This window comes from Achromobacter dolens (assembly GCF_902859745.1).
In the GTDB taxonomy this organism is placed as follows: domain Bacteria; phylum Pseudomonadota; class Gammaproteobacteria; order Burkholderiales; family Burkholderiaceae_B; genus Achromobacter; species Achromobacter dolens.
Genome location: NZ_CADIJW010000046.1, coordinates 20,547 through 37,622 on the forward strand (window position 1 = coordinate 20,547; position 17,076 = coordinate 37,622).

At 71.3% G+C, this 17,076-nt stretch carries 15 protein-coding genes; 7 read left to right on the top strand and 8 right to left on the bottom strand.

The genetic code is table 11. The features are described 5' to 3' along the window. Positions 1–13 precede the first annotated feature (13 nt). From HV783_RS23575 to HV783_RS23590, 4 genes are read right to left on the bottom strand one after another with little or no spacing between them, the layout of a single operon-like run. Positions 14–1,147 carry an acyl-CoA dehydrogenase family protein gene (locus HV783_RS23575; protein ID WP_175189979.1) on the bottom strand — a complete coding sequence of 378 codons (1,134 nt, stop codon included), beginning with the start codon at positions 1,145–1,147 and terminating at the stop codon, positions 14–16. A 9-nt stretch (positions 1,148–1,156) separates the two neighbouring features. Then, positions 1,157–2,353 (bottom strand): acyl-CoA dehydrogenase family protein, encoded by a 1,197-nt coding sequence (locus HV783_RS23580; RefSeq protein ID WP_175189980.1) that lies wholly within the window; start codon positions 2,351–2,353, stop codon positions 1,157–1,159. 11 nt (positions 2,354–2,364) lie between these two features. Next, the gene (locus tag HV783_RS23585; protein ID WP_175189981.1) at positions 2,365–3,546 is read right to left on the bottom strand and encodes an acetyl-CoA C-acyltransferase; all 1,182 of its coding nucleotides are present in this window, start codon (positions 3,544–3,546) and stop codon (positions 2,365–2,367) included. 25 nt (positions 3,547–3,571) lie between these two features. After that, positions 3,572–5,692, bottom strand: coding sequence for a 3-hydroxyacyl-CoA dehydrogenase NAD-binding domain-containing protein (locus HV783_RS23590; RefSeq protein ID WP_175189982.1), 2,121 nt, complete (start codon positions 5,690–5,692; stop codon positions 3,572–3,574). A 283-nt stretch (positions 5,693–5,975) separates the two neighbouring features. On the opposite strand from HV783_RS23590, the gene HV783_RS23595 reads away from it, so the two are divergent. From HV783_RS23595 to HV783_RS23610, 4 genes are all read left to right on the top strand, one after another. After that, positions 5,976–6,902 (top strand): LysR family transcriptional regulator, encoded by a 927-nt coding sequence (locus tag HV783_RS23595; protein WP_116792390.1) that lies wholly within the window; start codon positions 5,976–5,978, stop codon positions 6,900–6,902. Between the two features lie 247 nt (positions 6,903–7,149). Continuing rightward, positions 7,150–8,448, top strand: a complete 1,299-nt coding sequence (locus tag HV783_RS23600) for a hypothetical protein (protein WP_175189983.1) — start codon at positions 7,150–7,152, stop codon at positions 8,446–8,448. Then, positions 8,430–9,029 (top strand): hypothetical protein, encoded by a 600-nt coding sequence (locus HV783_RS23605; protein WP_059271021.1) that lies wholly within the window; start codon positions 8,430–8,432, stop codon positions 9,027–9,029. Before HV783_RS23600 ends, HV783_RS23605 begins: the two co-directional genes overlap by 19 nt. Before the next feature lie 94 nt (positions 9,030–9,123). Next, complete coding sequence (locus HV783_RS23610; RefSeq protein ID WP_063570146.1) at positions 9,124–9,855, top strand: hypothetical protein; 732 nt, start codon at positions 9,124–9,126, stop codon at positions 9,853–9,855. Positions 9,856–9,879: 24 nt separating this feature from the next. Here the strand turns inward: HV783_RS23610 and HV783_RS23615 are convergent, their stop codons facing one another. Then, complete coding sequence (locus HV783_RS23615; RefSeq protein WP_253184340.1) at positions 9,880–10,335, bottom strand: DUF2000 domain-containing protein; 456 nt, start codon at positions 10,333–10,335, stop codon at positions 9,880–9,882. A 149-nt stretch (positions 10,336–10,484) separates the two neighbouring features. Next, positions 10,485–11,765 (bottom strand): phosphopyruvate hydratase, encoded by a 1,281-nt coding sequence (gene eno, locus HV783_RS23620; RefSeq protein ID WP_175189984.1) that lies wholly within the window; start codon positions 11,763–11,765, stop codon positions 10,485–10,487. Between the two features lie 206 nt (positions 11,766–11,971). On the opposite strand from eno, the gene HV783_RS23625 reads away from it, so the two are divergent. From HV783_RS23625 to sodC, 3 genes are all read left to right on the top strand, one after another. Further along, a complete protein-coding gene (locus tag HV783_RS23625; RefSeq protein WP_054502400.1) occupies positions 11,972–12,841 on the top strand; it encodes a LysR substrate-binding domain-containing protein in 870 nt (289 codons plus the stop codon). A 157-nt stretch (positions 12,842–12,998) separates the two neighbouring features. Then, the gene (locus HV783_RS23630) at positions 12,999–14,243 is read left to right on the top strand and encodes a DUF445 domain-containing protein (protein WP_144658017.1); all 1,245 of its coding nucleotides are present in this window, start codon (positions 12,999–13,001) and stop codon (positions 14,241–14,243) included. Positions 14,244–14,449: 206 nt separating this feature from the next. After that, positions 14,450–14,977 (top strand): superoxide dismutase family protein, encoded by a 528-nt coding sequence (sodC, locus tag HV783_RS23635; RefSeq protein ID WP_054502402.1) that lies wholly within the window; start codon positions 14,450–14,452, stop codon positions 14,975–14,977. A 16-nt stretch (positions 14,978–14,993) separates the two neighbouring features. On the opposite strand, the gene HV783_RS23640 is transcribed toward sodC, so the two are convergent. Both HV783_RS23640 and HV783_RS23645 read right to left on the bottom strand, forming a co-directional pair. Beyond that, a complete protein-coding gene (locus HV783_RS23640) occupies positions 14,994–15,635 on the bottom strand; it encodes a glutathione S-transferase family protein (RefSeq protein ID WP_054502403.1) in 642 nt (213 codons plus the stop codon). A gap of 149 nt (positions 15,636–15,784) precedes the next feature. After that, positions 15,785–17,005 (bottom strand): MFS transporter, encoded by a 1,221-nt coding sequence (locus tag HV783_RS23645; protein ID WP_175189985.1) that lies wholly within the window; start codon positions 17,003–17,005, stop codon positions 15,785–15,787. Between the last annotated feature and the right edge of the window lie 71 nt (positions 17,006–17,076).

Sequence of the window (17,076 nt, forward strand, 5' to 3'; positions counted from 1 at the left end):
CCGTCCTCGCCGCTTACGCGCGCCCCAGCGCGATGTAGCGCCGCAGGTGGTGGTCCTCGTCGCCGAGCTGGTGGTCGATCATGACCAGCCGCTTGGCGTAGTGCGCCAGGGGCAGCTCCCAGGTCATGCCGATGCCGCCGTGCAGTTGGATGCTTTCCTCGGCCACCAGCGTGCCGATGCGGCCGATGGTGTACTTGGCGGCCGACAGCGCCCGTTCGCGCGTGGCGCGGTCGGGGTGGTCGAGCGCGGCGGCGGCGTTGATGACCGCCGAGCGCGCCTGCTCGATCTCCAGCAGCACGTCGGCCATGCGGTGCTGCAGCGCCTGGAAGCTGCCGATCGGCACGCCGAACTGGCGCCGGGTGCGCAGGTATTCCAGCGTGGCGTCGCGGGCGCAGTCCATCGCGCCCACGGCCTCGGCGCACAGCGCCAGGATGCCGCGGCCGGTGGCGTGTTCGAGCAACGCATGGCCGGCGCCGGCCTCGCCCAGCAGGCTGTCGGCACCCAGCACCACGTTCTCGAACGCCAGTTCCGCGGCGCGGCCGCCGTCGATCAGGTCGTAGCCGCGCGCCGTCACGCCCGGGGTGCCGGCGCTGACCAGGAACAGGCTGATGCCGGACTCGTCGTCCTCGGCGCCGCCGGTGCGCGCCGACACCAGGAACAGGTCGGCATGCTCGCCGCCCGTCACCACGGCCTTGGCGCCGTTCAGTGCCCAGCCGTCGCCGCTGCGCTCGGCGCGGGTGCGCACGTCGTTCAGGGCGTAGCCGGAGGTGGGCTCGGCCGCGGCCAGCGCAGCGGTGATGCCGCCCGCGATCAGGCCGTCCAGCGCCTCGCGCTGCGCCGGGCTGCCGGCGCGGGCGATGGCGCTGCCGACCATCAGCGCGTCCAGGAAGGGTTCCAGCACCAGGCCGCGGCCCAGCGCCTCGAACACCACGCTGATGTCAAAGCCCGCGCCGCCCAGCCCGCCGTGTTCCTCGGCGAACAGCGCGCCGATGGCGCCCAGTTCGGCGTAGCGGCGCCAGAACTCGGGGTTGTAGCCCTGCGCCATCCTGGCGTGGCGTTCGCGCGTGGCGAAGTCGTATTGTTCGGCGACAAAGCGGCGCAGCATGTCGGACAGCATGCGCCGGTCTTCGGTGTGTTCAAAGTTCATGGCCGGCCTTTACAGTCCCAGGATCATCTTGGAGATGATGTTCTTCTGGATTTCGTTGGAGCCGCCGAAGATCGACAGCTTGCGGTTGTTGAAGTACTGCGCCGCGGCGCTGTCGGCGCCTTCCGGGCCGATGGGCGCGGCGCCGTAGCCGTCGTGCAGGGCCTCGGCCACGAACGGGCGGGCGTAGGGCCCCATGGCGCGGCGGTTCAGCGCGGTGATCTCCTGGCGGATCTGGGTGCCGCGGATCTTCAGCATCGAGCTTTCGGCGCCGGGCGCGCCGCCGCCGGCCACCGCCGCCACCACGCGCAGGTTGGTGGTGCGCATGTTGGCCAGCTCGATTTCGACCCGCGCCAGGCGCGCGGCGAAGTCGGGATCGTCGGCCAGCGGGCGGCCGTTCTTCTTCTGGCTGGCGGCCACCGCCTTCAGGCGTTCCAGTGCGGCGGTCGACTGGCCGACGCCCGCGATGTTGGTGCGCTCATAGGTCAGCAGGTATTTTGCGCAGGTCCAGCCGCGGTTTTCCTCGCCCACCAGGTTCTCGACCGGCACCCGCACGTCCGAGAAGAACACCTCGTTGACTTCATGCTCGCCGTCCAGCGTGATGATGGGGCGCACCTGCACGCCCGGGCTGGCCATGTCGATCAGCAGGAAGCTGATGCCTTCCTGGCGCCGGCCCTCGTTCGAGGTGCGCACCAGGCAGAAGATCATGTTGGCGTACTGGCCCAGCGTGGTCCAGGTCTTCTGGCCGTTGACGACGTAGTGGTCGCCGTCGCGCACGGCGGTGGTCTTGACCGAGGCCAGGTCCGAGCCGGCGCCGGGTTCGGAATAGCCCTGGCACCACCAGTCCGAGCCGTCCAGGATGCGCGGCAGCCAGTGGCGCTTCTGCGCCTCGTTGCCGTACTTGATCAGCACCGGCCCCAGCATGCTCAGGCCGAACGGCACGATGCGCGGCGCGCCGGCCAGCGCGCACTCGTTGTCGAAGATGAACTTCTGCGTGGCGCTCCAGCCAGTGCCGCCGTATTCCACCGGCCAGTGGCTGGCCAGCCAGCCCTGGCGGTTGAGGATGGCGTGCCATTCGACCATGTCGGCGCGCGCCAGCAGCTTGCCCTGCGTGACCTTGGCCGACAGCCGCGCCGGCAGGTTGGCGGCCAGGAAGGCGCGGACCTCGTCGCGGAAGGCGTTTTCTTCGGGGGTGAATTCCAGATCCATCGGGCGATTCCTCAGTAGATTTCGAACAGGCCGGCCGCGCCCATGCCGCCGCCCACGCACATGGTGACGACGGCGTAGCGCGCGCCGCGGCGGCGGCCTTCCAGCAGCACGTGGCCGGCCAGGCGGGCGCCGGTGACGCCGAACGGGTGGCCCAGCGCGATCGAGCCGCCGTTCACGTTCAGCCGCTCCATCGGGATGCCCAGGCGTTCCTGGCAGTACAGCGCCTGCGAGGCGAAGGCTTCGTTCAGTTCCCACAGATCGATGTCGTCGACCTTCAGGCCGTGGCGCGCCAGCAGCTTGGGCACGGCGTAGACCGGGCCGATGCCCATTTCATCGGGTTCGCAGCCGGCGATCGCCAGGCCGCGGAACGCGCCCAGCGGGCGGATGCCGGCGCGTTGCGCCTCGGCCGCTTCCATCAGCACGCAGGCGGCGGCGCCGTCCGACAGCTGCGAGGCGTTGCCGGCGGTCACGAACTGGTCCGGGCCGCGCACCGGCGCCAGCTTGGCCAGCGCCTCGTAGGTGGTGCCCGGGCGGTTGCAGGTGTCGTGGTCCACCGTGACCTCGCGTTCCGACACGGCGCCGGTGGCGCGGTCGGTGACGGCCATGGTGGTGGTGACGGGGATGATCTCTTCGCGGTAGCGGCCGGCGGCCTGGGCGGCCTCGGTGCGCGCCTGGCTCTGCGCGGCGAAGCGGTCCTGCGCCTCGCGGCTGATGCCGTAGCGCGCGGCGACGATGTCGGCGGTCTCGATCATGGGCAGGTACAGCTCGGGCTTGTTGGCCACGATCCACGGGTCCATGCCGCTGACGCCGTCGTCGCGGGTGCGGATCTGCGACACCAGCTCGACGCCGCCGGCGAGCATGGCGGGCGCGCCGTCCATGACGATGCGCGCCGCGGCCGAGGCGATGGCCTGCAGGCCCGAGGCGCAATAGCGGTTGACGGTGGCGCCCCCGACGCTGACCGGCAGGCCGGCGCGGATCACCGCCTGGCGGCCGATGTTGCGGCCGGTGGCGCCTTCGGGGTAGCCGCAGCCGATGAAGGCGTCCTCGATCAGGGCGGCGTCGATGCCGCTGCGCTCGACCGCGGCGCGCACCGCGTGGGCGGCCAGGGTCGGCCCGGCGATCAGGTTGAATTCGCCGCGCTGCGCCTTGGTGATAGGCGTGCGGGCGGTGGAGACGATGACGGCTTCGCGCATATCGGTTTCCGTTGAATGAGTGGGGTCAGGCGGCCTGGTTCAGGCTGGCGAAATCGCGGCCGGATTCGGCCAGTTCCACCAGCAGCGGCGACGGCTTCCAGAACGCGGGGTCTTCCTTGGCAAAGGCGCGGATGTCGGCCAGCACGTTGGCCAGCCCGACGCGGTCGGCGTAATGCATCGGCCCGCCGCGATAACGCGGAAAGCCATAGCCCGACAGGAACACCATGTCGATGTCCGAGGGCCGCAGCGCGATGCCCTGGTGCAGCACGTTGGCGGCCTCGTTGATCATGGCCGCCAGGTAGCGGCGCTGGATGTCCTCGGCGCTGAACGGGCGCGGCGTGATGCCGGCGCGCTGGCGCTCGGCGTCGATGATCGCCAGCACTTCCGGATCGGGCGTGCCGTGGCGGGCGCCATCCGGATACAGGTAGAAGCCGCGGCCGGTCTTCTGGCCGAACCAGCCGCGCTCGCACAGGCGGTCGGGAATCTGCACGTAGCGCAGCGCCGGGTCGCGGGTGGCGGCGCGGCGCTTGCGCGTGGCCCAGCCGATGTCACCGCCGGCCAGGTCCACCATCTGGTACGGACCCATGGGATAGCCGAAGTCGCGCACCGCCGCGTCGATCTCGTAGGGCGAGGCGCCGTCCTCCATCATCATGTCGGCCGCCTGGCGGTGCACCGCCAGGATGCGGTTGCCGATGAAGCCGTCGCAGACGCCGGCGCGCACCGGGATCTTGCGCAGGCGGCGCGCCAGCTCGAAGCCGGTGGCGACGGTGTCGGCGGCGGTCTGGCGGCCCACCACCACCTCCAGCAGCTTCATGATGTTGGCGGGCGAGAAGAAGTGCAGGCCCAGCACATCGGCGGGGCCGCGCGTGGCCTGGGCGATGCGGTCCACGTCCAGGTAAGAGGTATTGGTGGCCAGCACCGCGCCCGGCTTGGCGACGCGGTCAAGCTGCGCGAACACCGCCCGCTTGACGTCCATGTCCTCGAACACGGCCTCGATGATCAGGTCGGCTTCGCCCAGCGCGGCATAGTCGGTGGCGCCGGTGAAGCGCGCCAGCCGGGCGGCGCGCTCGTCGGCGCTCATGCGGCCCTTGCCGACCAGCAGGTCGTAGACGTGTTCGACCCGCTGGCGGCCACGCGCCAGCGCGGCCTCGTCCTGTTCCACCATGACCACCGGCAGGCCCGCGTCCAGCACCGCCACGGCGATGCCCGCGCCCATGGTGCCGCCGCCGATCACGCCGACGCTGTCGAGCCGGCGCGGCTTGGCCTGCTTCAATTCAGGGATCTTGGCGGTCTCGCGTTCGGCGAAAAAGGCGTGGATCAGGCCGGCGCGCTGCGGGCTGTCCAGGCATTGCAGGAACAGCGCGCGCTCGGCGCGCAGGCCCTCGTCGAAAGGTTGTTCGACGGCGGCGCGCACGGCGTCCAGGATCTTCGCGGGCGAGAACAGGCCGCGCGTGGCGGCCGCGATGCGCTGGCCGGCGGCGTCGATCGCGGCCAGCGACGCGGCCTTGTCGGCCAGCGCCTGGCCGTCGCGGCTGCGGCGCGGCTTGGCGCCCTGCGCCAGCAGGCGCCGGGTGTAGTCCAGGCCGGCGGCCAGCGGGTCGGCGCCGCTGGCCAGTTCATCGGCCAGCCCGGCCGCGACGGCGGCCTGCGCCGTCATCGGCTTGCCCGACAGCATCAGGTCCAAGGCCGCGGCCGCGCCGATCAGGCGCGGTGTGCGCTGCGTGCCGCCGGCGCCGGGCAGCAGCCCCAGCGTCACTTCGGGCAGGCCCAGCCTGGCGTTCGGCAAGGCCACGCGGTAATGCGCCGCCAGCGCCACCTCCAGGCCGCCGCCTAGCGCGGCGCCGTGCAGCGCGGCCACCACCGGCTTGGCGCAGGCTTCGATCTGATTGCACACGTCGGGCAGGGCGGGCGGACGCGGCGGCTTGCCGAATTCGCGGATGTCGGCGCCAGCGATGAAGTTGTTGCCGGCGCCGGTGAGCAGCACGGCCCGCACCTGCGGGTCGCCGCCGGCCTGATCGATGGCGCGCGCCAGGCCCGCGCGCACCTCGGCGCTCAGGGCATTGACGGGGGGATGATCGATGGTGACGACGAGGACGTCGCCGTCGCGGCGCGTGTGAACGGCGCCGGCGGGTGCGCTGGCTGTCATGGGACAGTGTCTCCGGTAGGGTCGCCGCCCGCGCCGGCCCTGGCCGGCACGGCGGCATCGCAGAGCGGGGCTCTGGCGAGGCCGGCGCGCCCGGGGCGGACGCGGCGCAGTCGCGGCGCCTGGCGGGCCAGGAACGGCCCGTCTTGTATCCGTCTATTCTTTCCCAGCAAAGAAGTCTTGACAATGGCATCCATAATTGACAACGACGATAAAGGAATTTGACAATAGGCACGGACCGCCGCGTTGCAACGGGCAAAGCCAGTACCGGTCCGGGAGAGTCGACATGGATACAAAGGCGCTGACGTTGCTGGTGGAGATCGTGGATGCGGGCAACCTGAGCGAAGCGGCGCGTCGGCTGAAGATGACACGGGCCAACGTCAGCTATCACCTGACGCAGTTGGAGCGCGCCGTTGGCATGCAGCTATTGCGGCGCACCACGCGCCACGTCGAGCCCACCGAAATCGGACTCAAGCTGTACCACCACGGCCGCAGCATCCAGGACGAACTGGCGGCGGCGCGCGAGGCCGTCGAAACGCTGGGCAAGACGCCGCAGGGCAAGGTGCGCCTGAGCGTGCCGAGCGGCTACGGGCAGTTCGTGATGATGCCGTGGCTGATCGAGTTCAAGCAGGCCTATCCCGACATCGTGCTGGACGTGCTGTTCGAGAACAGCGTCGATGATCTGCTGCGCGACGAGGTCGACATCGCCGTGCGCATCATGTCCGAGCCGCCGCACAATCTGGTGGCGCGCGAACTGGGCCAGGTGCGCTACGTGGCCTGCGCTTCGCCCGCCTTCATGCGCGAGCGCGGCCTGCCGGACAAGCCGGCCGACCTGGCGCGCCTGCCCATCATCAGCGCCGCCGTGATCGGCCGGCCGCTGCGGCTGTCGGCCTACTACGGCGGCCAGCCGCGCCAGCACGTGGTGCTGGAGCCCACCGTCATTTCGCGCAACTACGCCTTCCTGCGCGAGGCGACGCTGGCCGGGCTGGGGATCGGCGTGGTGCCCGATTATGTCGTGCACGACGATATCGCGCGCGGCGACCTGCTGCCCGCCTTGCCGCAGTGGCGCTTGAGCATCTTCGGCCGCGCCATGTACATGCTGTACATGCCCAATCGCCACCATCCACGCGCCATTTCCATGATGATCGAGTTCATCCAGCAGCGCGCCCAGGCCGCGCACGAAGGACGGCCCGGGTTGCTGGGCGCGGCATAGGACCGGCGTTCGGCGGCGCCCGCTCGGCGCGAGACGCGGGCGGCCAAGCGAGTCCGGCGCCCGGGCTTGGTATTCTCGCGAAAGTTTGACAAAAAGAAACATAATGATAAAAATGCCGACCATTCCCGCGCCGGCTGGCGCCGGGAGTCCCCGGCCGCGGCCAGGGCGGCCTTGACCGTCTCTTGCCCATCGCGCCTGGCGTAGGCGTTGTTCCGATCCATTGCGGGCCTTTTCTTGCGGAGCAAGTATGGCTTTCGTGTTCATGCGCCGGGCATGGTCCGGCCTGCGGCGTCCGGACGGCGCCGCGTTGCGGTGGGGCATGTTGGGACTGGCGGCGATGTTGACGGGATGCGCGGGCGGCGAGCCGCGCATCGGCGACGCCTACACGGTGCACACCCCGATCTACGCCGACAACCGCATTTTCTATCTCAAGCCCGGCGGCGATGAGCGCGCGCGCGTGCTGGAGCAGGCCGGCGCGCCGGCTTCTTCCGACGCGGAACGGCAACTGGCGGTGCCCGCCAACGCGCCGCTCTCGATCATGATGCGGTCGGTCGAGATCCCGGCGCTGAAGGACGCGGCCGGCGCCAAGACCGCCGGCATCGACGGCCCGGCGGACTACGCGGTCATCCTCGACGTCGCCGCCAGGGACGATGGCAGCAACCAGTCCATCGTGGTCTGGTACCAGCGCGGCGTGCAGCCGGATCAATCCCTGAACTTCTCCAATCTGCTGGTGTATTACGTGCAGCGCTGGGACGAGCGCGTGGCGCCGTCGTTCCGGCTGCGCGTGATGGACGTCACCACCGAACGCAACGCCGAGACCCTGCGCGCGCTGCAATGGGCGCAGGGCGTGGCCAACGGCGCGGCCAGCCTGGCCAACAATCCGCTGGTCTCGCCGCTGGTGGGGGTGGCCTTCACCGCCGCCGAGCTGGTGCTGGCGAACCAGCGCAACCGCATGGTGCTGGACTACAGCGTGCAGCTCTATTCGCAGTCGGCGGTGAGCCAGTCGGCCGGCTCCAACCTCGGCCTGCTCAAGCAGGGCACCTATGTGGTGGTGGGGCGTCCGGTGGCCGGCACGCGCGCGTTCTGGGAAAAGGCGCTCACCTACAACACCCGCACCAACCAGGTGATGGACGGCGCCGAGCCGCTGAACGTGCCGACCGCGCTGGTGTCGGTGGGCACTTTCGAGAGCATCGTGCCCAAGTCGGTGCTGGAAAAGTCGGTGGCGCTGACGGCGCTGCTGAGCAAGGTCGGCGCCAGCGCCTCGGTCGAGCAGGTCAGCGACGCACAGGGCCGGCTGCAGGCCGCGCTGACCGCCTACACGCTGGGCGAACGGCTGGCGCGCTATCGCGACCAGAAGACGCTGGACGAGATTTCGACCAAGCTGGCCGACGATGATTTCTCCAAGTCCCTCGGCAGCGAGGAAGCCTTTCTGCTGCTGCGCGGCCTGAACGCCTGCTATCGGTTGAAAAAGCCGCTGGCGGATCTGGAGGAATTCCGCACCTATCACGACACGCAAGAGGGCCAGGCATGCAAGACCACATCCTAGCGCCGCGCGCCGGCGAGGGCGGCGGCTTCCTGCGCTGGCTGCCCCGGTTGTTGTTGCCGGCCCTGGCCGCGGTGCTGTTCGGCGGCTGTGCGTCGACCGCCGGACAGGCCCGGCTCACGGCGCCGGCGCCGGCCGGCATCGCGGGTCCCGGACCGGTCACGGTGCCGGCTTCGTGGACGGCCGGCGCGGGGCCCGCCGCGACGCCGATGCCGCGGTTGTTCTCGCATCGACTGCTGGCGCCGCCGCTGCAACTGGTGCAGATCGCTTTCTCCGCCGAGACCCCGACCGTGCTGGCGGCCATGCAGCGGTTCGCCGCCGCCGCGCCGTCCGCGCTGGAGGCGCGCGGCCTGTTGCGGGCCCGGACCCTGATCGAGCCGGACTCCGGCTGGCTGACGCTGATCGCCCGCGCGCAAGGCGTGGACTGGGTGTTCGGCCTGCAGTTCAGCGCCGACGGCGGCGGGCTGCTGACGTTGCGGCTGCGCACCGCGGGCGCCGGCAATATCGACAATCCGCGCCCGCAGGAAATGGACGCGCACATCGCCACGCTGGCGGCGCTGGCGCCGGGCCTGCTGGCCGATTGAACGCGGCCCGGCGGGCGCGCGTCTCTGGTATAAGGCCTGGAGTCGCCATCGGCCGCGAGGCCGACGGTCCGGACCTGACCGAGAGAGGTACACCTTGCCACATCCGCCCACCGCGAGCCGCCTGCTGGCATTGACGGCCCGCCAGTTCACCGCTCAGGTGCCCGCCATGGTCGCCGCCGCGCCGTGGGCCTGCGTGCTGTTCGCGCTGTCGCTGCCGGGCGCGTTGCTGCTGAACCAGGCGGGCGGTCCGCGCGAAGCCTGGTTCCTGCTGGCGGCGGTGGTCAATCTGCTGGCCCTGGCGCGCGTGGCGCTGGCATGGCAGCGCCAACTGGCGGGCGTGCCGCGCCAGGCGCCCAGCCTGGATGGCGCCCAGGCCCGCGTGCTGGCCCTGGTGTTCGCGGCGATCGTTGCGATCGCCGCGCTGAAGTCGATCAGCGGCAGCCTGACGCTCTCCCTGTATTTCCAGATGCCGAACACGCCCAGCACGGTGTTCCTGGCCATTGCGTTGCTGTTGCTGATGATCCTGTGGCTGCCCATGACGCACTTGCTGGGATCGTGGTCCCTGGCCCTGCCGCAGGCCGCCCTGACGGATGGCTATGGCTGGCGGCGGTCGCGCCAGGCGCTGCGCGGCGCGGTCTGGCCGTTCGCCGCCGTGCTGCTGTTGCTGACGGGCCTGACCGAGGTGACCGGCGCCGCGTTGCGCCGGACGCTGGTGTTGTGGCGCGCCGACGCCATCATCACGGCGGCGGGCGGCCTGTTGCTGACGCTGGCGCTGCTGCTGTTCCTGTCGATCCTGTGCGCCACCGCGTACCGCGAGCGCGCCTGAGCGGTGGCGCCGGCGCGCGGGCGTTCAACGCAGCATCGGCAGGCTGCCGGTCAGCGCGTTGATCCAGCGCTTGGCGCCGGCCAGGCCGACGCCGAGCAGGGGCTGGTCGCGGTGCGAGGTCTCGCGGTGCCGCGCCCAATAGTGGGCAGCCTCATGGATCTCGCGGGCATAGGCCGGAAACACGGCCAGCCGCGCGTCCTCGGGCGGCGGCTGCGTCAGCCGCTGACGCAATTGCGCCATCCGCACCGCATCGGCCGCCAGCACGATGATGGGCAGGTGCGAGATGGCCGACGAGGCCATGCCATCGGGGTCGCGCAGCGGCGCGCCGGCCCAGCCGGGCAGGGCGGCCGCGAGGCCCGCGGCCAGGCAGGCCGAGACGTTGGCGGCCTGGCCCACGCCGAGCGTTGCCGCCAGCACGATCACGATTTTCTCCGGCACGGCGGGCGCGGACGGGACGACAGGGGCGGTGGGGACGGACATGCGCGGTTCCTCGGCAAAAGCCGCCATCGTCGGCGTTGGCGGCTGCCCTGTCTTGAACGCCAGTGAACGGGGTCAGGCCGCCGCCAGCCGCGCCAACGCCGCCGCGGCGCCGGTCAGGTCCGGCAGTACCGTGGCGCCGCGCTCGACCTTCAGCCGCGCCGCGCCAGCGCGCCGGCGCCGGCATAGACGGCGGCCGCGCCCAGTTCGCGCTCGATGCGCAGCAGGCGGTTGTACTTGGCGGTGCGGTCGGCGCGCGACAGCGAGCCGGTCTTGATCATGCCGCAGTTGGCCGCCACCGCCAGGTCGGCGATGCTGGTGTCCTCGGTTTCGCCGGAGCGGTGCGACATCACCACGCCATAGCCGGCGCGGCGCGCCAGCGCCAGCACCTGCGCGGTCTCGCTGAGCGTGCCGATCTGGTTGATCTTGACCAGGATGGCGTTGCCGATGCCCTGGTCGATGCCGGCCTGGAACAGCCGCGGGTTGGTGCAGAACACATCATCGCCCACCAGCTGGCAGGCGCCGCCGAGCGTCGCGCCCAGTGTCTTCCAGCCGATGATGTCGTCCTCGGCCATGCCGTCCTCGATCGAGACGATGGGGTAGTCGCGCACCAGCCCGGCCAGGTACCGCACCTGCTGTTCGGCGTCGCGCAGCAGGTTCTCGCCGTGGTAGCGGTAGCCCTCAGGGCCATGGAATTCACTGGCGGCCGGGTCCAGCGCCAGCGCGATGTCGGCGCCGGGGCGCAGGCCGGCGCGCTCGATCGCGGCCATGATGAAATCCAGCGCTTGCGGGGCATTGCGCAGCATCGGCGCGAAGCCGCCTTCATCGCCCACGTTGACGCTGTGGCCGGCGGCCTTGAGCGCCAGCCGCAAGGTGTGGAACACCTCCGCGCCCATGCGCAGGGCTTCGCGGAAGCTGTCCGCGCCCACCGGCAGGATCATGAACTCCTGGAAGTCGAGCGGATTGTCGGCGTGCGCGCCGCCGTTGATGATGTTGATCATGGGCACCGGCAGCGTCTGCGCCTGCACGCCGCCGATGTGGCGCCACAGCGGCAGCCGCTGGCTGTGGGCGGCCGCGTGCGCCACCGCCAGCGACACGCCGAGCAGGGCGTTGGCCCCCAGCCGGCTTTTGTCGGGCGTGCCGTCCAGTTCGATCATGATCTGGTCGATCCGGGCCTGCTGATCGGCCGGCAGGCCCAGCAGGGCGGCGCGCAGCTCGGTATTGACCGCGCCGACCGCGCCCAGCACGCCCTTGCCCAGGTAGCGGGCGGCGTCGCCGTCGCGCCGCTCCAGGGCCTCGCGCTTGCCGGTCGAGGCGCCCGACGGCACCAGGGCCAGGCCCTGGGCGCCGTCGTCCAGGCGGACCTCGACTTCGACGGTGGGATTGCCGCGGCTGTCCAGCGCTTCGTGGGCGGCCAGGTGGGTGATGTTCATGGTGGGCTCCGGAAAGGACTTGGGGAAAGGGTAATCGTCAGCTAATTCAAACAAGCAGGAATCGAGTCAGCCACGCCGGCAGGTCGTCGGTGCGGCGATGAATCGGGCAATCAGCCATTTCAATGCCGGCATGCTAAAAATGGACCTTGAATCCGACAATGCAGTTTTTCTGCCTCTTCGTCAGTTTTCCTGACAGATGATCCGCCATGCGCCAGTTGCCGCCCCTGTCCGCCGTCCGCGCCTTCGAAGCCATCGCCCGCAGTGGTTCGGTCACCCGAGCGGCCGAGGAACTGTGCCGCAGCCATGGCGCCGTCAGCCGCCATCTGCGCCTGCTGCAGGAGCACGCCGGCGTGGCGCTGTTCGAGAAAGACGGCACCGGCCTGCGCCTGACCCAGGGTGGCGCCACGTTCTATGCCTCGGTGCGGGCGGCCTTCGACCAGCTTGAAAACGCCTACGAACGCCTGGCGCGCGAATCCCAGGCGCCGGGGCTGCACGTGGCCTGCAGCGCCACCTTCGCCATGCGCTGGCTGGTGCCGAACCTGGCCGTGTTCTATCGCAAGCATCCCGAGATCCGCATCCGCCTGTCGATGACCTCGGCGCGTGAAATGCGCAACGAGGGCGCCGACCTGATCCTGGCCTGGGACCTGTCCGGCTACGCCGAGACCGACCGGCGCCAGGCCCTGGCGCTGGCGCCGGTGCGTTTCGGCGCGGTCTGCACGCCGGCCTATGCGCGCAGGAAGCCGGCCACGCGCGCGCGCATCGCCCATGAATACACCTCCAGCGCCTGGAACCAGTGGGAGGCCATCACCGGGCAGCCGGCGGCGCAAGGCGACACGCTGGCGTTTCCCCACACCCACCTGTGCATCGAGGCCGCGCTGTCGGGCCTGGGGGTGGCGCTGGTCGAACGGCGGCTGATCTCGCGCGAGTTGCAGGACGGGCAACTGGTGGCGCCCTACGGCTTCGTGCCGTTCGACGGCGGCCTGCGCGCGGTGCCGGCCGCCGGCCGCGCCCGCACCGCCCATGCCGATGCCTTCATCGCCTGGCTGCGCGGTGCGCTGGCCGGGCCCGAGGACTGATGGCCGCGCGGTGGGGCCGGCTGGCTTGGTATGCTGGACGGGCATTCCCGCCGGAGACTCCATGACCGATACGCCGCCTTCCGCCAGCCCGTCCTCGCCAGCCTTCGCCACCCGTTCGGCGCTGGCGTCGCAGGCGCGCCGTGCCCAGTTGCGGCGCATGAAGATCGCCGCGCTGGCCCTGCTGGTGGCGATGATCAGCGGCTTCATCACGAGCCACGTCATGGGCGGCCAGGGCGTGTGGGCATGGGTGCGGGCCTTCTGCGAGGCCGCCACCGTGGGGGCGCTGGCCGACTGGTTCGCGGTGGTGGCGCTGTTCCGCCGGCCGATGGGCCTGCCGATTCCGCACACCGCCATCATCCCCAGCAACAAGGACCGCATCGGCGACAACCTGGCGGTGTTCGTGCGCGACCACTTCCTCGACCCGGATACGCTGATGGCGAAGCTGCGCGGCTTCGACCCGGCCGCGCGCCTGTCGCGCTGGCTGGCGCGGCCAAAGCAGGCGCACGCGCTCAGCGACGGCGCGCGGCGGGTCGCGCTGCAGACGCTGGACCTGCTGGACGACCGCGCGGTGCGCGGCGTGATCCAGGCGTTCGTGGTCAAGACCCTGCGGCGCTGGGACGCGGCCGGCAGCGCCGGCGAGGTGCTGGGCCTGCTGACCCGCGACGGCCGCCACCAGGAGCTGCTGGACGCCGCCATGGAGCGGCTGGGCGGCTACCTGGGCGACGAGGACGTCAAGGAACGCGCCTCGGCGCTGCTGGTGAAATTCGCGCGCAAGGAATGGCCGCGCATCATCAAGGCGGTGGACGTGATCGCGTCGGTCGAGGGCATCGCCGACAACCTCGCGGACAGGCTGGCGCGGGCGCTGGTGCAGGAACTGCGCGATGTGCTGTCGGAACCGGATCACCCGGTGCGGCGCGACTACGAGGCCTGGGTGCTGGACTACATCGCGCGCCTGGGCAGCGATCCGGCGCTTGCCGCGCAGGTCGAGGCCATGAAGCAGCGCGCCATCGACCACCCCAAGGTGCAGGAGTACGTGCAGGGCCTGTGGGACGACATCCATGCCGCGTTGCGGCGCGACCTGAGCGACGAGCATTCGGCCCTGGCCGCGCATCTGGAAAGCGCCTTGCTGGCGCTGGCGCGCAAGCTGGGCGAGGACCCGGACCTGCGCGAGGCCATCAACGGCCACGTGCTGGGCGCGGCGCGGCGGCTGACCGGGCGGTTGCGCATCGGCGTGACCGAGCACATCGCGCGCACCGTCAAGTTGTGGGACGAGCGCCACCTGGTCGATGAACTGGAGCTGAGCGTGGGGCGCGACCTGCAGTACATCCGCTTCAATGGCACCCTGGTGGGCGGCCTGATCGGCGTGCTGTTGCATGCGGCGGTGCTGCTGGCGACGGGCTAGTGCGGCGCCCGCGGGGAGGGCGCCGGTCAACCATCGCGGATTTGCGGACATGTCCGATGTATCAGGAAGGAAGATTGCTGGCGAAGCGCCAGGGCGCGGTGCTATTGTCTCTGCCAGTCGCCGGGCCTGCCGTCAGATCCCCGGGACGACCGCCGCCCGGCCGGGCGGCCCGTATCACGCGCATCTCTCCCCAGGAGGCAAGTCCCATGAAGAAATTCTCGATTCTCGTTGCAACGCTGGCGCTGGCCGGCGCCTCGGCCGCCGCCCAGGCCGAGAGCGTCACGATGTCGGTCCTGAACGACGACGGCAGCGTGGGCAAGAGCGCGGGCACCATCACGCTCGAACAGACCAAGGAAGGCCTGAAATTCACGCCCAAGCTCACCGGCCTGCCGCCGGGCGAGCATGGCTTCCACGTCCATGAAAACGGTTCGTGCGCGTCGACCACGGTCGATGGCAAGGTGATGCCGGGCGGCGCCGCCGGCGGCCACCTGGATCCGCAGGGCACCAAGGCGCACAAGGGGCCGCTGGCCACCGACGGCCACCTGGGCGACCTGCCGTTCATCACCGTGGGCGCCGATGGCAACGCCAAGACGGCCGTGGTGGCGCCGCGCCTGAAGCTGGCCGACGTCAAGCAGCACGCGCTGATGATCCACGTCGGCGGCGACAACTACAGCGACACGCCCAAGCCGCTGGGCGGCGGGGGCGGCCGCATGGTCTGCGGCGTGGTGAAGTGACGCCCCGGGCCGCCTGCTAGGCGGTGCCGTTGCGGCCGTGGGCGCGGTAGCCCGGCCGCTCGGCCAGCCGGTCGTAGTAGGCGGCCACCGCCGGCAGCGCCGGCCGCAGGGCGCTGTCCAGCGGCGTGGCGAACCAGCGGTTGACCGACAGGCCGATGGCAATGTCGGCCAGCGTGAAGGCCTCGCCGGCCACGTAGGCGCCGGTGTCCCGCAGGCGCCGTTCCAGGATTCCCATGAAGTGCGCCCAGTCGCGGCTCGAAGCCTCGATGGCGGCGGCATCCCGGTGCGCCGGCGACTGCCGCGCCAGCGCCATGAAGGCATAGCTCCACGACCGGTTCAGGTCGGTCGCCTGCCAGTCCATCCACTGGTCGACCCGGGCGCGCAGCCTGGCATTGGCCGGATAGAGCGGATTCGCCGCGTCGCCGCCATATTGGTTGGCCAGATAGCGGATGATGCTGTTCGATTCCCACAGCACGAAGTCGCCGTCGCGCAGCACCGGCACCATGGCGTTCGGGTTGAGGGCCAGGAAGGCCGCGTCGGTCGTCGGACGAAAGCCCGAGCCCCAGTCCTCGCGCGTGAACGGCAGGTCGAGTTCGACGCAGGTCCAGAGGACCTTGCGGACGTTGATGGAAGAGGCTTTTCCCAGGATGTTCAGCATGATCGCGGCGGGGCGGGGTGTTTGGCGAGGCGCCGCGCGCGGCGGCCTCGATGGCAGGCCAGTCTAGCGGCCGCCGCCGGCCGCCGCCAGATACAGATCGGGCCGGGCGGGACCACAACAGAAAGCCCGCCGGGGCGGCTGGGCGCCGTTCAGTCCGCCACGGCTTGCGGCTGGCGGCGCAGCCGCGCCACGGGCGAGGCCAGCAGCGCCGCGAACTGGGCGGCAAAGCCGACGCTGGACAACCACAGGCAGGCTTCCATGCCCAGCCGCGCCGCCAGGGTCGCGCCGATCAAGGCGCCCACGGGCCGCGCGCCGAACGTCGCCGTGACGATCACGGCCGAGACGCGGCCCAGCAGCGCGTTGGGCGTGACCGCCTGGCGCAGCGTGGTGGTGGCGATGGTCCATAGAATCGGTCCGGCGCCGAACAGGAACAGGCCGACCCCGGCCCAGGCGCCCGCCGGCCACGCCAGCGTCGACAGCAGGATCAGGCTGGCGGCCAGCGCGCAGGTGGGGCCGGCCGCGATCAGCGCGCCGAACGACAGGCGCGCCGCCAGCCACGGCGCGGCCAGGGCCCCGGCCAGCATGCCGGCGCCGTAGATGCCCAGCGTCATGCCCACGCCGGCGGCGGTCAGGCCCAGGCGCTCCACCGCGTAGACCACGTAGACGGCCTGCAGCACGAACCAGGCGGTGTTGAAGCACACCGCCGTGACCAGCACCGGCCGCAGCAGGGGATGCGCCGCCACGAACGCGGCGCCTTCGCGCAACTCGCGCCACAGGTGGCGTCGCGTCGCCGTGCGTGGCGGCTCGGGCGGCAGGCCCGCCAGCAGCCCCGCCGCCAGCAGCGACAGCAGGGTGGCCAGGCCGTAGGCGACGGCGGCGCCGATGCCGCCGACCAGCGCGCCGCCCAGCGCCGGCCCGGCCGAGAACGCCGCGCTGCGCGCCAGTTCCAGCCAGCGGTTGGCCTGCGCCAGTTGGGTTGCCGGCAACAGCGTCGGCACCAGCGCGGGCGCGGCCACGTTATAGGCCACCGTGCCGACCGCGCCCAGGAAGCCCAGCACCGCCAGCGCGGCCAGGCTCAGGCCGTCCGCCGCCAGCAGCGCCAGCAGGCCCAGCAGGCTGGCGGCGCGCGCGCACTCGGCGGCGGTCATCAGGGTGCGGCGCGCGATCCGGTCGGCCAGCACCCCGGCGGGCAATGACAGCAGCAGGAAAGGGAGGGTCTGGGCGGTCTGCAGATAGCCGGTCTGGGCGGCGTTGGCGCCCAACGCCAGCACCGCCACCAGCGGCGCCGCCGCCAGGGCGATCTGTTCGGAACATTGGGCGGCCAGGTTGGAGGCGGCCAGGCGGCGGAATGCCGTGGGCAGGGCGGGCATGGAGGCGACGGCCGGCGCGGCCGCGAAAACGACGAGGGCCCGATCATGACCGGGCCCCGTGGGCGTCGCAC

What these genes read in the sequence shown, in the direction of transcription:
- HV783_RS23585 (WP_175189981.1), bottom strand. Translation starts at nt 3,546, where the DNA reads ATGCGCGAAGCCGTCATCGTCTCCACCGCCCGCACGCCTATCACCAAG.
- HV783_RS23640 (WP_054502403.1), bottom strand. Translation starts at nt 15,635, where the DNA reads ATGCTGAACATCCTGGGAAAAGCCTCTTCCATCAACGTCCGCAAGGTC.
- HV783_RS23600 (WP_175189983.1), top strand. Translation starts at nt 7,150, where the DNA reads ATGGCTTTCGTGTTCATGCGCCGGGCATGGTCCGGCCTGCGGCGTCCG.
- HV783_RS23630 (WP_144658017.1), top strand. Translation starts at nt 12,999, where the DNA reads ATGAAGATCGCCGCGCTGGCCCTGCTGGTGGCGATGATCAGCGGCTTC.
- HV783_RS23575 (WP_175189979.1), bottom strand. Translation starts at nt 1,147, where the DNA reads ATGAACTTTGAACACACCGAAGACCGGCGCATGCTGTCCGACATGCTG.
- HV783_RS23615 (WP_253184340.1), bottom strand. Translation starts at nt 10,335, where the DNA reads ATGTCCGTCCCCACCGCCCCTGTCGTCCCGTCCGCGCCCGCCGTGCCG.
- sodC (WP_054502402.1), top strand. Translation starts at nt 14,450, where the DNA reads ATGAAGAAATTCTCGATTCTCGTTGCAACGCTGGCGCTGGCCGGCGCC.
- HV783_RS23595 (WP_116792390.1), top strand. Translation starts at nt 5,976, where the DNA reads ATGGATACAAAGGCGCTGACGTTGCTGGTGGAGATCGTGGATGCGGGC.
- HV783_RS23580 (WP_175189980.1), bottom strand. Translation starts at nt 2,353, where the DNA reads ATGGATCTGGAATTCACCCCCGAAGAAAACGCCTTCCGCGACGAGGTC.
- HV783_RS23605 (WP_059271021.1), top strand. Translation starts at nt 8,430, where the DNA reads ATGCAAGACCACATCCTAGCGCCGCGCGCCGGCGAGGGCGGCGGCTTC.
- HV783_RS23625 (WP_054502400.1), top strand. Translation starts at nt 11,972, where the DNA reads ATGCGCCAGTTGCCGCCCCTGTCCGCCGTCCGCGCCTTCGAAGCCATC.
- HV783_RS23645 (WP_175189985.1), bottom strand. Translation starts at nt 17,005, where the DNA reads ATGCCCGCCCTGCCCACGGCATTCCGCCGCCTGGCCGCCTCCAACCTG.
- HV783_RS23590 (WP_175189982.1), bottom strand. Translation starts at nt 5,692, where the DNA reads ATGACAGCCAGCGCACCCGCCGGCGCCGTTCACACGCGCCGCGACGGC.
- eno (WP_175189984.1), bottom strand. Translation starts at nt 11,765, where the DNA reads ATGAACATCACCCACCTGGCCGCCCACGAAGCGCTGGACAGCCGCGGC.